This window comes from Sorangiineae bacterium MSr11954 (assembly GCA_037157815.1).
Taxonomy (GTDB): domain Bacteria; phylum Myxococcota_A; class Polyangia; order Polyangiales; family Polyangiaceae; genus Pendulispora; species Pendulispora albinea.
In genome coordinates, this window is the sequence record CP089984.1 from 10,986,735 (window position 1) to 11,000,211 (window position 13,477).

The 13,477-nt window shown below is 66.6% G+C and carries 11 protein-coding genes; 8 read left to right on the forward strand and 3 right to left on the reverse strand.

Translation table 11 applies throughout. The annotated features are described in order from the left end of the window. Position 1: 1 nt before the first annotated feature. The gene (locus tag LZC94_43065) at positions 2-1,771 is read right to left on the reverse strand and encodes a gamma-glutamyltransferase family protein (protein ID WXB14594.1); all 1,770 of its coding nucleotides are present in this window, start codon (positions 1,769-1,771) and stop codon (positions 2-4) included. Between LZC94_43065 and gshB the strand changes: the two genes are divergently transcribed. From gshB to LZC94_43080, 3 genes are all read left to right on the forward strand, one after another. Next, positions 1,770-2,741 carry a glutathione synthase gene (gene gshB / locus LZC94_43070; GenBank protein WXB14595.1) on the forward strand — a complete coding sequence of 324 codons (972 nt, stop codon included), beginning with the start codon at positions 1,770-1,772 and terminating at the stop codon, positions 2,739-2,741. The two genes, LZC94_43065 and gshB, sit on opposite strands and share 2 nt — an antisense overlap. 22 nt (positions 2,742-2,763) lie before the next feature. After that, on the forward strand, positions 2,764-3,861 hold the full coding sequence (locus tag LZC94_43075) for an FHA domain-containing protein (protein ID WXB14596.1): 1,098 nt from the start codon (positions 2,764-2,766) through the stop codon (positions 3,859-3,861). Between the two features lie 68 nt (positions 3,862-3,929). Next, a complete protein-coding gene (locus LZC94_43080; protein ID WXB14597.1) occupies positions 3,930-5,351 on the forward strand; it encodes an aminotransferase class I/II-fold pyridoxal phosphate-dependent enzyme in 1,422 nt (473 codons plus the stop codon). 6 nt (positions 5,352-5,357) lie between these two features. Here the strand turns inward: LZC94_43080 and LZC94_43085 are convergent, their stop codons facing one another. Then, positions 5,358-6,710, reverse strand: coding sequence for a divalent metal cation transporter (locus LZC94_43085; protein WXB14598.1), 1,353 nt, complete (start codon positions 6,708-6,710; stop codon positions 5,358-5,360). 337 nt (positions 6,711-7,047) lie between these two features. Here LZC94_43085 and LZC94_43090 point away from each other — a divergent pair, with 337 nt between their 5' ends. The 5 genes from LZC94_43090 to LZC94_43110 are packed head-to-tail and all read left to right on the forward strand — an operon-like array spanning position 7,048 to position 11,488. Next, complete coding sequence (locus LZC94_43090) at positions 7,048-7,971, forward strand: DUF4202 domain-containing protein (protein WXB14599.1); 924 nt, start codon at positions 7,048-7,050, stop codon at positions 7,969-7,971. Next, positions 7,968-9,146 carry a glycosyltransferase gene (locus LZC94_43095; GenBank protein WXB14600.1) on the forward strand — a complete coding sequence of 393 codons (1,179 nt, stop codon included), beginning with the start codon at positions 7,968-7,970 and terminating at the stop codon, positions 9,144-9,146. Before LZC94_43090 ends, LZC94_43095 begins: the two co-directional genes overlap by 4 nt. A 2-nt stretch (positions 9,147-9,148) precedes the next feature. Further along, on the forward strand, positions 9,149-9,937 hold the full coding sequence (locus tag LZC94_43100; protein ID WXB14601.1) for a nucleotidyltransferase family protein: 789 nt from the start codon (positions 9,149-9,151) through the stop codon (positions 9,935-9,937). Beyond that, a complete protein-coding gene (locus LZC94_43105; GenBank protein ID WXB14602.1) occupies positions 9,876-10,604 on the forward strand; it encodes a TIGR04290 family methyltransferase in 729 nt (242 codons plus the stop codon). The genes LZC94_43100 and LZC94_43105 overlap by 62 nt, the downstream gene beginning before the upstream one ends. A 14-nt stretch (positions 10,605-10,618) precedes the next feature. Beyond that, positions 10,619-11,488: a glycosyl hydrolase gene (locus LZC94_43110; protein ID WXB20321.1), complete on the forward strand. Its 870-nt coding sequence runs from the start codon at positions 10,619-10,621 to the stop codon at positions 11,486-11,488. Here the strand turns inward: LZC94_43110 and LZC94_43115 are convergent. Next, positions 11,446-13,476 carry a hypothetical protein gene (locus LZC94_43115; GenBank protein WXB14603.1) on the reverse strand — a complete coding sequence of 677 codons (2,031 nt, stop codon included), beginning with the start codon at positions 13,474-13,476 and terminating at the stop codon, positions 11,446-11,448. The genes LZC94_43110 and LZC94_43115 overlap by 43 nt on opposite strands. Position 13,477 lies beyond the last annotated feature (1 nt).

Sequence of the window (13,477 nt, forward strand, 5' to 3'; positions counted from 1 at the left end):
TTCACTGCGCGATCGCAAAGCCGTGCTTGCGCGGATCGGCGGTCGCCAGGAGGCGCGGCTGCGGCCCGCGGCGATCCCACGCGACCATCTGCACGCTGCTCGAGAGCATGCGCTCCTCGCGCACTTGCTCCCCGCGGGCGCGCATGCCGGCGCGGACGTCCTCGGCGATTTCAGGGTCGACCAGCACCTCGGGCGATGCGCCGTGCACGAAGATGCGCGGGGAGCTCACGCAGGCCCCCGGATCCATCTGGAACACCAAGCGCGCCAGGGTGGCCTGCATCACGTTGCTCGCGATGCGCATGCCCCCCGAGCCGCCGACGGCCAGAATGGGCGCGCTGTTCTCGAGGACGATGGCCGGCGTCATGCTCGAAACCGGCCGCGCCCCCGGACGCGCGCGGTTCGGTCCGAGACCGATGACGCCGAAGCCGCTCACATCGCTGGGCGACGAGAAATCGGTCAGCTCGTCGTTGAGCAAAATGCCGGTGTCGCCGGCCACGATGCGCGCCCCAAAGGGACCGTTGACGGTGGTGGTGAGCGAAACGACGTTTCCTTCGACGTCGGCGACCACGATGTGGCTGGTCCCCTGCTCTTGCGACTTGAACTCGGGCGCCGGGTGCGTCTTGTACGGATCGAGGCGCTGGCGGCGGGCGGCCATGCGATCGGCCGAAAGCGCGCGCTCGTACGCCTCGTTCACGGAGGTCTCGAGATCGGGATCGCCGGCGACGCGGATGCGATCGGCCAGCGCGCCGCGCATCACCTCCGCCAGCATGTGCAGGTACTCGCTCGACCCGAAGCCCAGCTTCCCCAGCATGCTCGACGGATCGGCGCCGAAGATGCTCAGCGCCTCGAGCAGCATGAGCCCGCCCGCCGAGGGCGCCGGCATCGCATAAACGGTGCGCGATCCAAAGGTGCGGGTCAGCGGGGCGCGCTCCTTGACCCGGTAGGCCGTGAGATCGCTCTCCTCCAAGGTGCCGCCCGCGCTCTTGGCCGCCTGCACGATCTTCTTGCCGATGTCGCCCGCATAAAAGGGACGCGAGCCCTCGGCGCCAAACCGGGTCAAGGTGCGCGCCAGCTCCGGGCGGCGCACCAAGGACCGGAAGCCGAGCGGGTGATCGCCCGGAAAAAAGACGCGCGCCAGATCGGGCGAGACGGCGATGTACTCCTGGAGCTTGGCGATCGAGTCGGTCATGTGCCGGCCGAGCGCAAAGCCGCGGGCGGCCAGATCGGCGGCGGGCAGCGCGTCGGCCGCCAAGGAGCGCTTGCCGTAGCGCAAATTGAGGAGCTCGAGGCCCGCCGGCTCGCCGGGGACCCCCACCGCGTGCCCGCGTTGCTCGCGGGGCGCGTTCGAGCCACTTTGGGCGAGCAGGCGCTCGACGTCGATTTTCTGCGGCGCCGTCTCCCGGAAGTCGAAGGCGAGCACCTTGCGCTCCTTCTTCAAGTAGACGAGCGCGAAGCCCCCGCCGCCGATGCCGCTCGAGATGGGATTGACGACCCCGAGCGTAAGCGCCGCCGTGATGGCGCCATCCACTGCATTTCCGCCTGCGCGAAGGGTCTCGAGCGCAGCGTGGGTGGCGTCGGCGTTCTCGGTGGCCACGGCCGCCGAGGGCCCTTCGGCCGCGGCCGGATAGGCCGCGTTGCTGCGCGAGGCTGGAAAAGCCAGCAGCAAGACCGCGAAGACCGCCACGAAGACGATCGGCAGCCGAGCGCCTTCGGCTCGGGGAATACGGCGTGGTAGGCTGCGTGCTAGGAAGGCGCGAAAAGAGGCGTTCATGCGATTCGTGTTCGTGATGGATCCGATGCAGCGGGTGCTGCCGGACAAGGATACTAGCTTTGCCCTCCAACGGGCCGCCCTGAAACGCGGTCATCAGCTCCTGCACGCGGAGCTGCGCGATCTCTTCGCAAAAGACGGAGATGTGTTCGCGCGTGTGCGGGGTCTGACCGTCCAGAACACCGCCCCCTTCTTCGAGTATGGGGCCGAGAGCGACGTCCGCCTTGGCGAGGTGGACGCCATCTTCATCCGAAAGGATCCCCCGTTCGACTCCGAGTACCTCTATGCCACGTTGCTGCTCGAGCGGGCGCGCGGAAAGACGCTCATCGTCAACGATCCGCGCGGGCTGCGCGACGCGAACGAGAAGCTATACCCACTGCATTTTTCGCGTCACATGCCAAAAACGCTGGTGGCGACCGACCGTGAGCGCATCCTTTCCTTCGTGGACGAGGTCGGGGGTGATGCCGTCATCAAGCCGCTCCACGGCGCAGGCGGCGCAGGCGTGCTCCTCCTGGCGCGGCGCGATCAGAACGCCCGCTCGATCATCGAGACCCTGACCCGCGAGGGCGCAGTGGCCGCGATGGTCCAAGAGTACCTCCCCGCGGTGCGTCAGGGGGACAAGCGCGTGCTCCTCCTCGATGGCGAGGTGCTGGGGGGAATCAACCGCGTACCCCGCTCCGACGATCTCCGCTCGAACATTCACGTGGGCGGGCGCGTGGAACCGTGTGAGGTCACCGCACAAGAACGCGCCGTGGTCGCCGATATCGCACCGCGCCTCCGAGCCGATGGCCTCTACTTCGTGGGGCTCGACTTCATTGGTGGGAAGCTCACCGAGGTGAACGTCACCTCTCCCACAGGCATTCAAGAGCTCAGCGCGCACCAAGGGCGCGACGTTTCCGAAGATGTGATCGCGTGGGTCGAAAAGCACGGAACTTCGCTGGCAGCGGGGACGAAGGAGACTCTGCGATCCTGACGCCACGCAAGCCGAGGCTTCCATGCCGCTGACCATCGTCGTTCGCACGCCCGACTCCACCCCCTCGACGGCCTCCACGCCGCCGAGCAAGGAGGCCAAGGGCGCGCCATCCCAAGCTGCGCCCGCCGAAGCATCTTCATCACCTTCGCTCACCTTCGACGGGCCGCGCATCGTCATTGGCCGAGGCACCGGGTGCGATGTGCGGCTCCCAGACGTGAGCGTGAGCCACCGCCACGCCAGCCTTCGCATCGACGCGGGGGTGCATACGCTCATCGACGAAGGGAGCCTCAATGGCACCTTCGTCGGCGGGGTTCGGCTCTTGCCCCAAGTGCCCCGCGTCATTCAGTCGGGCGATCTGGTGCGCGTGGGGCGGGTGTGGCTCGAGCTCAAGATCGATCAGCGCCCCGCCACCCGCGATCTGTCGATGGCCACGCGCGATCTGGCGCTGCGGCTGGTCTCGCAGGCCATGAGCTCCCTCGGCGACAGCACGGTCGCCAAAATCGTGGTGGTCGAAGGGCGCTCCTCGGGCGCCTTTCTGCATTTGGAGGAGGAAGGGCGCCTCTACATCGTGGGCCGCGGCGACGCCTGCGATCTGACGTTGGACGAACGCGACGCGTCCCGCGAGCACCTGCAAATCGTGCGACGGGGCAGCGTGGTGCTCGTGCGCGATCTGGACTCGAAGAACGGCGTCTTCATCGGCGAAATACCGCTCGAGCGCGATCGCGACATGGTGTGGAAATCATCGTCGATGGTGCGCGTAGGCACCACGGTGCTGGCGCTGCACGAGCCGGTGGCCGACGCCCTGGCCGATCTCGAGGCGGCCCCCGACGAAAAGCTGGTCCCAGCCGACGTCCCGCCGCAACCGCTGCGCGAAGGCCACAAAAGCGACGCCCCCATCTCCGAAATCCCCGCCTCATCCTCCTTGCGCGCCGAGGACGACCGCAGCTCCGCCCCCATCGCCAGCGTCGCCAAAATCGACGAGCCGGCCCCCACCAAGAAAAAGCCGTCCCCCCTCACCCCCGGCTACGCCTTCGTCGTCATCACCGCCTTCGCCGTCATCGTCGCAAGCTTGCTCGGCCTCGTCTGGCTCCTGCGCTCCTCGGAAGCTGGGGGCATGTAACCCCCTCCCCAGGCCCGTCCCGAAAATCGTTTGGTACCAAATCAATTTGAACGCCGTAGACTGAGCGTATGACCCCCGATCAATTTCGCGCTCTGGGCTACAAACTGATCGACTGGATCGCCGACTACCGTGAGACGGTCGAGGAGCGAAGAGTCATGTCGAACGAAGCGCCGGGCGCCGTTCGGGCGAAGCTCCCACCCTCCCCGCCGGAGGAGCCCGAGTCGTTCGACGCGATCCTCGCGGACTTCGAGCGCATCGTGGTGCCGGGCGTCACGCACTGGAACCATCCGCGCTTCTTCGCGTATTTTCCCAGCAACACGACCTTGTCGGCCGTGCTCGGCGATCTGCTCGCCTCGGGCCTCGGCGCGCAGTGTATGAGCTGGCAAACGAGCCCCGCCGGCACCGAGCTGGAAGAAGTGGTGATGGATTGGCTGCGGCAGATGCTCGGCCTCCCCGACCTATTTCGCGGCGCCATTCAAGACACGTCGTCGGGGGCGACCTTGGTGGCCATGCTCTGCGCGCGCGAGCGCAGCACCAAAGACGCGCGCCTCGCGGGCGGCCTCCAAAGCTGCCCCGCGCCGCTCGTCGTTTACGTCTCCGATCAAGCGCATAGCTCGGTCGACAAAGCCATCGCCCTCGCGGGCATCGGCCGCGATCAGGTGCGCACCATCGAGACGGACGAGCGCTACGCCATCCGCGTCGACCGGCTCCGCGCGCGCCTCGAGGAGGACGTGCGCGCGGGCAACAAACCTTGCGCCATCGTGGCCACCATCGGGACCACGGCCACCACGGCCGTCGATCCCCTCGAGCCGCTGCGAGAGCTCGCGCAACGATACGGAGCGTGGCTGCACGTCGACGCGGCCATGGCGGGCATCGCCATGATCGCCCCCGAGTGCCGCGCGCACTGGAGCGGCATCGAAGGGGTCGACTCCATCACCGTGGACCCGCACAAATGGCTGGGCACCGGCATGCATTGCACCGCGTATTACGTGCGCGATCCCGCGTACCTCACGCGCGTGATGTCCACGCAGCCGAGCTACCTCCGCACCGCGGCCGACGACAAGGTCACCAACTTCCGCGACTGGGGCATCCCGCTCGGCCGCCGTTTTCGCGCGCTCAAGCTCTGGTGCTTGCTCCGCGAACAAGGGACCAGCGGGCTCCTCGGCCGCATCCGCCGCGATCTGGCGAACGCCCAATGGCTCTCGGCCCAGGTCGCAAACGAACCGGGCTGGGAGGTGGTGGCGCCCGTCCTCTTTCAAACCGTGTGCGTGCGCCACGTCCCCGAGGGCCTCCGCACCGACGCGGAGATCGATGCGCACAACCAAAGTTGGGCCGACCGCATCAACGAGGACGGCCGAGCGTATTTGACGTCCACGGTGGTGAACGGCCGGCGCATCGTGCGTGTCTCGATCGGCGCGGAGCCAACGGAGCTCGAGCACGTCGCGCAGCTATGGGATTCGATGCGCGCGACCGTCGCACGACGGCCATGACCTGGCTCATAGGATCCACGTGTACACGAGGCCGGCGGTGGCCGAGAAAATGGCCACCACCGTGGTCCAGCCGAGCACGTTGAGGGCCTTTCCGTTGACGCGATGGCCCATGATGGCGCGGTTGTTGGTCATGAGCATGATGAGCAACAAGAGCGGCGGCGTGGAAAATCCCTGCACGATGCCGGAGAGGACCAGCGCGCGCAGCGGGTTGATGCCGAGAAAATTCATCGCCATCCCCACCAACGTAAAAAAGGTGATGGCGCCATAGAATCGCCTGGCCTCGTGGGGCTTCATCCCCAGGCCATGCTTCCAGCCGAGCACTTGGCACAAATCGTACGCGGCGCCGGTGGTCATGACGGGGACGGCGAGCACCCCCACCCCGATGATGCCCGCCGCAAAGAGCCATTCGGCCGCGCCGCCCGCGATGGGGCGCAGCGCGCGGGCGGCTTCGGCGGCCGAGTCGATGTCGGTGACCCCTGCGCGATACAAGGTCGATCCCGTCGCCAGAATGATGAAGTACATGACGAGGTTCGAAAAGAACATCCCGAGCAAAATATCCCACTTGCTTTGCGCCAGCCGCTCGTCCGACGTGCCCCGGCGCTCCGACAGCCGCGTGCGCCCCTCGGCGATCTTCTCTTCGACCTCCTCGTTCGACTGCCACGTATAGAGGTACGCGGAGAGGGTCGTACCAATCACGGCCACGAGCAGCGAAAGAAACTCGCGATCGAAGCGAATGCTCGGCACGAGCGTACCGCGAACGACCTCGCCGAGATCGGGCTTGGCGAGAAAAGCAGCCCCGACATAAGCCAACAAGGAGAGCGCCAGCCATCGAAACACATTGCGAATGAGCTGATAAGAGCCCCATATCTGAAGACAAAGAATCGCCGCGCTCACCACCACCACGATGATCGGGCGCGGCACGGGCACGAGCAGCTCCACCGCGGCCGCCATGCCGCCGATGTCGGCGCCGGCCTCGATGGTGTTGCCGATCAGCACACCGATCAGGGCGGTGTGGAGTATCCAGCGCGGATAATGATCGCGGATGACCGCAAAGAGCCCTTTGCCGGTGACCTGGCCCAGCTTGGACGAGAGATAGACGACCGCGAACATCATGGGAAATGTCACGGGCGCGGTCCACAAGAACGAGGGACCGAGCTTGGCCCCGGCGCTCGCGTAGGTGCCGATGGCCGAGGGATCGTCGTCGGCGGCGCCCGTGATCAGGCCCAATCCGATGGATCTCCAGACCTTCTTTTTTGGCTTCTTTGGCGCCGTCGACGTCCCCGTGCTCCCCGGCTTCTCCGGCTGCGCGGATTGGCGACGTCCAACGGCGGATTGGTGACGTTCGACGTTCGTGGTCATCCGGCGGCGTGGTCATGCAAGCCGTTGGCCCCGAGCGCGCAGCGGCGATACGAGCAGGCCCGGCCGACTCCGTGGCACGCGCAGTGCTCTACTTACGATCATGGACCACGACGCGGACGCTCACTCACGGATCGCGCGCATCGCGCACACCGCCGGACCACCCGAGCATCGAGGCGCGCGGTGCCACGCGTTGGGCCGGCCTTTGGGGCCTCGGTCGGCGCGCGCACCTCGGAACGTCCGCAAATTCCCTGTAAATCGTTGGTCGCGAGCCAATGCGCCACAGCGGGGTATTCCGCGACGCAACGACAGGTTGCGTGCCAATTGGAGGACGTGAGCCATGTTGGCCGGCCTTCGATTGATGGGGGGATGCAAGCGCGAGGTGGTCGTGCGTCTCATGCGCGCGTTTCCAACGGCGAAGATCGCCGTTGGACCTTCCCGGCCGTACGGGCTCTGCGCCTACTCGGAGATCGTCGTTCACACCGAGGCTTGGCAACAGAGCCCATGGAACGCGGGCTACTTCGACGAAGCCCTCGTACCGGCGCTCGAACGCGATCCGGTGATCCTGGACATCAACGGCGATCCCCGCGACGGCGACACGCCGATGCAGGTGCTGACCCGATACCAGCGCTTCCTCGATTGGTCGACCCGCGCGCCACGTGACGCGTACTGGAAAGACCTCCTCGAGGCGCATCGCGCGCTGCACGATTCGAGCAAGCCGCTGGTCCGCGCCGATTACGATCACGCCATCGATGCTTGGGCCTGGATGCTCCGGCTGGATCCGAACGCGACACCGGAGGCGCAATTGGCCATTCTCTTCCACGATATCGAGCGGCTGGTCAGCGAAGCCGATGCCCGACACGAGCACCATGCGCGCGACTACCGCGCCTTCAAAGAGGGCCATGCCCGCGAGGGCGCACGGCTCGCGTCCACCATCTTCGCGCGCTGCGGCATCGCGCCGGAGATGCGCGAACGGGCCACCCGATGGATCGCGCGGCACGAGTCGCCCGAGGGCGGATCGCACGAGCTCGCCCTGTTGAACGACGCCGACGTTCTATCGTTCTTCTCGCTCAACAGCCCGGGCTACCTTCGTTATTTCGGGCGCGAGCAGACCCGACGAAAGGTCGAATATTCCTTTCGGCGTTTGAGCCCGCAGCGGCGCGCGGTGCTCCTGGGGCTGCGGCTGGTGGACGATGTCGAGGAGTTTCTGGACGAACAGCTCGCCCGTGAAGCTCGTGAGGCGCGCGAGGAGGTGTTCGCATGAAGCTCGTCGTGTTCGGATTGACGATTAGCTCGTCATGGGGAAATGGGCACGCCACGCTCTGGCGGGGGCTCTGCCGGGCGCTCGCGCAGGCCTCGCACGAGGTGACGTTCTTCGAGTGCGACGTCCCCTACTACGCGATGCACCGCGATCGGCCCGATCCCGTTGGGTGCACACTGCACCTTTATGAAAAATGGGAGGACGTGCTGCCCAAGGTGCGCGCGACCCTGGCGAACGCGGACGCCGCCATCGTCACGTCGTATTGTCCTCACGCGCGCGCGGCCACGGAGAGCGTGCTGTCGGCGCGCGTGCCCATGCGGGTCTTTTACGATTTGGACACCCCGGTGACCCTCGAGCACTTTCTGCGTGGTGAGACGGTTCGGTACCTGCCGACGGGCCTCCTCGGCGATTTCGATCTGGTGTTGAGCTTTACCGGCGGCGCCGCGCTCGACGCGCTGAGGTACGAGTTGGGCGCGCAGGTGGTCGCGCCGCTCTATGGCAGCGTGGATCCCGAGACGCACCACCCGTGCCCGCCGTCGCGCGCGTACCGCTCCGATTTATCCTATTTGGGAACGTACGCCGAGGATCGGCAGGCCGCGGTCGATCGGCTCTTCCTCGATGTCGCGCGAAAGCTCCCGTCGCATTCGTTCTTTCTCGCGGGCTCCCTCTACCCCGAGGACATCGCATGGCCTCGAAACGTGCGTACCCTTGCGCACTTGCCGCCAGGTGATCACGCGACGTTCTTTGCGTCGTCCAAGCTCACCCTCAACGCCACCCGGGGCGCGATGGCCAAGTGGGGATACTGCCCGTCGGGCCGTCTGTTCGAGGCGGCCGCCTGCGGTGTGCCGATCCTGAGCGATGCGTGGGAGGGGCTGGACCAGTTCTTCGTGCCCGGATCGGAGATCCTCTTGGCGAACGATACCCCCGACGCCGTCAGGGCCATCCACACCGATCCGGGGCACCTCGCGCGCATCGCGGCGCGCGCGCGGGAGCGCACCTTGGACGAGCACTCCGCGGCCGTGCGGGCGCGCGAGCTGGTGCGCCTCTTGGAGTTTCCACCGGAGAGCCAAGCCACGCCGCGGCGTTCGCCGCTTTCGGGGCCCGAAGTTCGCACACCTTCGAGCCTACCTTCCACACCTTCCGCGTCGGGCGGCGCGGCTTCGATGATGAGGAGCTGAGCATGTGGGGCATCGTTCCGGCCGCGGGGATGGGCACCCGCATTCAACCGCTCGCCTTTTCCAAGGAGCTGCTCCCGGTGGGGAGCCGCCTCGACGGCACCATCGAACGGCCATGCACGGTGAGCGAATACCTCATTCGGCGCATGGTCCGCGCGGGGGCCGATAAAATTTGCATGGTCATCTCGGCGAACAAGTCCGATATCGTCGCGTATTATGGCGGCGAGGTCCCAGGGGCGAGCCTCGCGTACGTGGTGCAGCCGGAGCCTGCCGGCTTGTGCGACGCCATCTTCCGCGCGCTTCCCTTGCTCGGACGCGACGAGGACGTGGTCGTGGGGCTCCCGGACACCATTTGGTTTCCCGAAGACGCCCTGACATCGGTGCGCGTGGGCGACCGTGAAATTGGGTTCGTCCTCTTTCCCGTCGAGCGCCCCGAGCTGTTCGACGCGGTATCGTTGAACGAGGCGGGCGAGGTCCGCGAAATCCAAGTGAAGCAGCAGGGGGCCCGATCGAATTGGATCTGGGGGGCGTTTCGCCTCAAAGGGTCCACGTTGCACGAGCTCTACGAACTGTGGTGCGAGCGCGACAAAGCGGATCCCTATCTCGGGACCTTGGTGAACGCGTACCTCGAGCGCGGCGGCCGCGCCTACGGTGCGCGCATCGGCAAAGCCTATGTGGACGTGGGGACGTTGCACGGTTACCGCGAAGCACTCGAACTACTAGGAGGAGTACATGGGAGCCTCAATGGAGCTGGATCCGACCCAGATCGCTCGGCGCGTGCGGGATCTCGGTGATTGGTTTCACAATCTGGATCTGCGCGGCGTCAAGACGGCGCCCCATCACTTCCTCGGAGATTACCCGGGCGATAAATGGCGGCGCTTCGCCCACGCGATCCCCGCCGATCTGCGCGGCCAGAGCGTGCTCGACGTCGGTTGCAACGCCGGCTTTCACGCGCTCGAAATGAAGCGCCGGGGCGCAGGGCGCGTGCTCGGCATCGACAACGACGAGCGGTATCTGGCGCAGGCGCGCTTTGCGGCGTCGGTGGTCGGCGCCGAGATCGAATTTCGCAATATGAGCGTCTACGACGTGGGCAAGCTGGGCGAGCGGTTCGATTGGGTGCTCTTCATGGGTGTCCTCTATCATCTGCGGCACCCGCTCCTGGCGCTGGATCTTTTGCACGAGCACGTGGTGAAGAACACGCTGGTGTTTCAGACGATGATGCGCGGCAGCAGCAAAGAAGCATCGTGGGAGTCCGATTACCCCTTTTCGGAGCGGGCGATCTTCGATGCGCCCGAGTACCCAAAGATGCACTTCGTGGAGCAACGGTATTCGGACGACCCGACGAACTGGTGGATACCCAATTTGGCGTGCGCGAAGGCGATGCTCCGAAGCGCCGGCTTCGTCATCCTCGATCATCCGGAGGAAGAAGTGCTCATTTGCCAGCGAGGGGAGGTCCCGTGAGCGTCGAAGCCGTGATGCTGTGGAACGAGCCGAACAACATGTCGCACTGGGACGCGCAGCTCGATCCCGATTGGGCCATCTACGCCAAAATGACCCGCATGGCCGGCGAAGCCATCCGCGCCGAGGCGCCGTCGATCACCCGGGTGCTCGGGGGCATTTCGCCCATCGACCCGGAGTTCATTCAAAACATGGCGCGCCGGGGCACGCTCGAAGCCGTCGACGCGGTGGCGATCCATGGGTTTCCGCTCGATTGGAACCACTGGCAACTCGACGAGTGGCCGGACAAGATCGCGTCGGTCGCGAATGTTACGACGCACCCCGTCTGGGTCTCGGAGGTGGGCGTCTCGACCTTCGGCGCCGAGGAGGTCCAGGAGTTTGGATTGCGGCGCACGGCGGAGCTCATTTTGAACAAGGCGCCGCGCGTGCATTGGTACAGCCTGTACGATTTGCCGCGCGCGTGGCCGGCGACCACCCGGCACCGGGAGGCGGAGGGCTCCTCGTACTACCGCCATTTCTATATGGGCCTTCTGCGCGAGGATGGCACACCGAAGCGGGCGCTCCGCCACTTTACCGATTACACGCCCGCCCTGGGCATTTGCCAATGGTTCCATTTCGAAGATCATCGCCTGGACGACGCCGTACAGTGGTTCCGAAAGCTGGGGGTGCGCAAGGTGCGCACGGGCCTGAGCTGGGCAGATAGCTTGCGGCCGGGCGCAGAGGCGTGGCTGGATCGGCTGGTGCGCGCGCTCGATCCCTTCGACGTGACCTTGACGTATTGCTTTACGCCCGATTCGTGCGGGGTGCGGGCCGATCATACGAGCCCCCCGCAGCGGATCGAGGACTATGCGGAGTTCTGCGCGCGAATGACGCGGCGGTATGCATAGGCGGCGTAGCGGGCGCACGCCACGTCGAGCCGGCGGTGCTCGGGGTGGGCCTGGGGGAGCGATTGGCGCTCGAGGGCATGAAGGGCCCATTGGAACGAGACATAGGCGAGCTCGTAAAAGGCGAGCGCGATGCGCGGGTGGGTGCGCGCGGTTTCGCGCGCCATTCGGCGGATGAGGGATTCGTATTCCGTGTCGGATAAGTCGAGCTCGACCCGGGCGGCGGCCATATCCCATCCGATATCTTGGGCGCCAATGAGGTCGTGGGCCGCATGGTGGTCGAGCGCGTCGGTTTTGAGGATATGGCCGGCGGGGTCGATCAACCACTCCCACGCGTGCATTTTATTGTCGCTGCGAACGGGGGTGTGGTGGGCGTCGAGCTCGGGGAGATGTGCCGCCCATCGGGCGTGCGCGTCGCGCGCGAGCTCGTCGCCGAGGGCTTCGCGGAGGTTGCATACGAGCATTTCGAGCAGCTGCGGCGGTCGTGCGCCGGGGGCGTCGGGCGCGGGGTAGGTGCGGGATAAAAACGACAAATGGCGGGCCACCGCGTCGAGGAGGGCGGCGCGGTCGATTTGTCGGCCGCGCGAGGCGGCGGCCGGTAATGGGATGTAGCGCGCCAGCCATTCGCTGGCGATGAACCCATGGCGAAAGGCGGTGGCGGGGGGGATGAGGCCCGCGGCGGTCAAGGCGCGGGCGCGCTCCATGGCGGCTTCGCCGTAGTGGCCGAGCCCTGCGAATCGGAGGAGCCATGCTTTGCCTTCCGAGCCGGCGTCTGCCGAATGGCTCGCACTGTCCGAACCGCCCGGGCGCACGAGGAATTTGCGGCGTTCGCGCATGGCGATGCAGGGCGGCCAATCGCTCTCGCGGTCGAAACGATGCGCGCGCCAGGCGCCGCCGCTCAGGTCTTGCCAATGGGCGCTTGGGTCGGCGCCGCCGAGGGTGCCCGCAGCTGGCTCGCGAAGGGCCGGAAACCAATTCGCAAAGCGGATGGAGGGGGGAGCATGGGGTCCGAAGATGGCGTCGAAATCGGCCATATGGCGCGCGCACCGCGCCCAGCGCGCCCGGTGGCGCGCGCTACCCTGCGGTCCGATATCGCCGGCGTGGCTGGGAAAGAAGTGAATACGGGATGCGCGGCGATCCTCGAGCCAATCGGAGACGCTCCCAAAGGAGCTGCCCGATAAGCCGGGCCCTTCGTCGACAATGGCATAAGCGCGCCGGTCGCGCCCGTCGAGGATGCGTTCCGCCAACGCAGGATCGAGCTCCAGGGTCCGCGCAAACGGGTGCCCTACGGGCCGGACGCTAAAGACATCCGTCAACGACGTGTTCAAAGCCGCCGCGACGCATGCCGCCAGGCTGACGCCGATGCTGCGAATGCCGATGACGCTCCACGGCCCTGTGTGCACGCGCTGCGCGCGGTCCGCCGCGATGAAGTACGTCTCGGGATAGAGCGCATAATGCGCGTACCCCTCGAGGGCGCGCGCGTGAACGCACTCCGGGAGCGGCATGGCGAGGAGCTCGTCCACCATGGCCGGGTCCAGCGCCTCCTCGCCTCCGACGAGGCTCGATCCTTCGCCTCCGACGAAGCTCGAACGAAGCGCACGCGCCAAGAGCACGGAGAGCCGCAACGCCGCGCTTCCGAGCGCATGCGGCCGATCGCGCCCCGTGCGGCGAAAATCATCGTCGAGCAACCCCTGAACGATCTCCGCCGCGTCGATGAAGAGCGCCGCGATCGCCGCATGACGCTCAATCCACGCCCGCGCGTCACCGCCACGCACGACACAGTCGCCGCCACGCACACTGCCATTGCGGAGCTGCGCGTCGCCGCCACGCACGACACAGTCGCGACGCTGCGCAACGCCGTCGCGACGCTGCGCAACGTCGTCGCGGCGCTGCATGACGCCATGGCCCACCATCGCGCCCAAACGCGCCCGCAGCTGAACGAGTGCAGCCCGCGGGTCGCGCAGCCGTTCCGCATCGGCGAACACCAGCATG

What these genes read in the sequence shown, in the direction of transcription:
- gshB (WXB14595.1), top strand. Translation starts at nt 1,770, where the DNA reads ATGCGATTCGTGTTCGTGATGGATCCGATGCAGCGGGTGCTGCCGGAC.
- LZC94_43065 (WXB14594.1), bottom strand. Translation starts at nt 1,771, where the DNA reads ATGAACGCCTCTTTTCGCGCCTTCCTAGCACGCAGCCTACCACGCCGT.
- LZC94_43075 (WXB14596.1), top strand. Translation starts at nt 2,764, where the DNA reads ATGCCGCTGACCATCGTCGTTCGCACGCCCGACTCCACCCCCTCGACG.
- LZC94_43080 (WXB14597.1), top strand. Translation starts at nt 3,930, where the DNA reads ATGACCCCCGATCAATTTCGCGCTCTGGGCTACAAACTGATCGACTGG.
- LZC94_43085 (WXB14598.1), bottom strand. Translation starts at nt 6,710, where the DNA reads ATGACCACGAACGTCGAACGTCACCAATCCGCCGTTGGACGTCGCCAA.
- LZC94_43090 (WXB14599.1), top strand. Translation starts at nt 7,048, where the DNA reads ATGTTGGCCGGCCTTCGATTGATGGGGGGATGCAAGCGCGAGGTGGTC.
- LZC94_43095 (WXB14600.1), top strand. Translation starts at nt 7,968, where the DNA reads ATGAAGCTCGTCGTGTTCGGATTGACGATTAGCTCGTCATGGGGAAAT.
- LZC94_43100 (WXB14601.1), top strand. Translation starts at nt 9,149, where the DNA reads ATGTGGGGCATCGTTCCGGCCGCGGGGATGGGCACCCGCATTCAACCG.
- LZC94_43105 (WXB14602.1), top strand. Translation starts at nt 9,876, where the DNA reads ATGGGAGCCTCAATGGAGCTGGATCCGACCCAGATCGCTCGGCGCGTG.
- LZC94_43110 (WXB20321.1), top strand. Translation starts at nt 10,619, where the DNA reads ATGCTGTGGAACGAGCCGAACAACATGTCGCACTGGGACGCGCAGCTC.
- LZC94_43115 (WXB14603.1), bottom strand. Translation starts at nt 13,476, where the DNA reads ATGCTGGTGTTCGCCGATGCGGAACGGCTGCGCGACCCGCGGGCTGCA.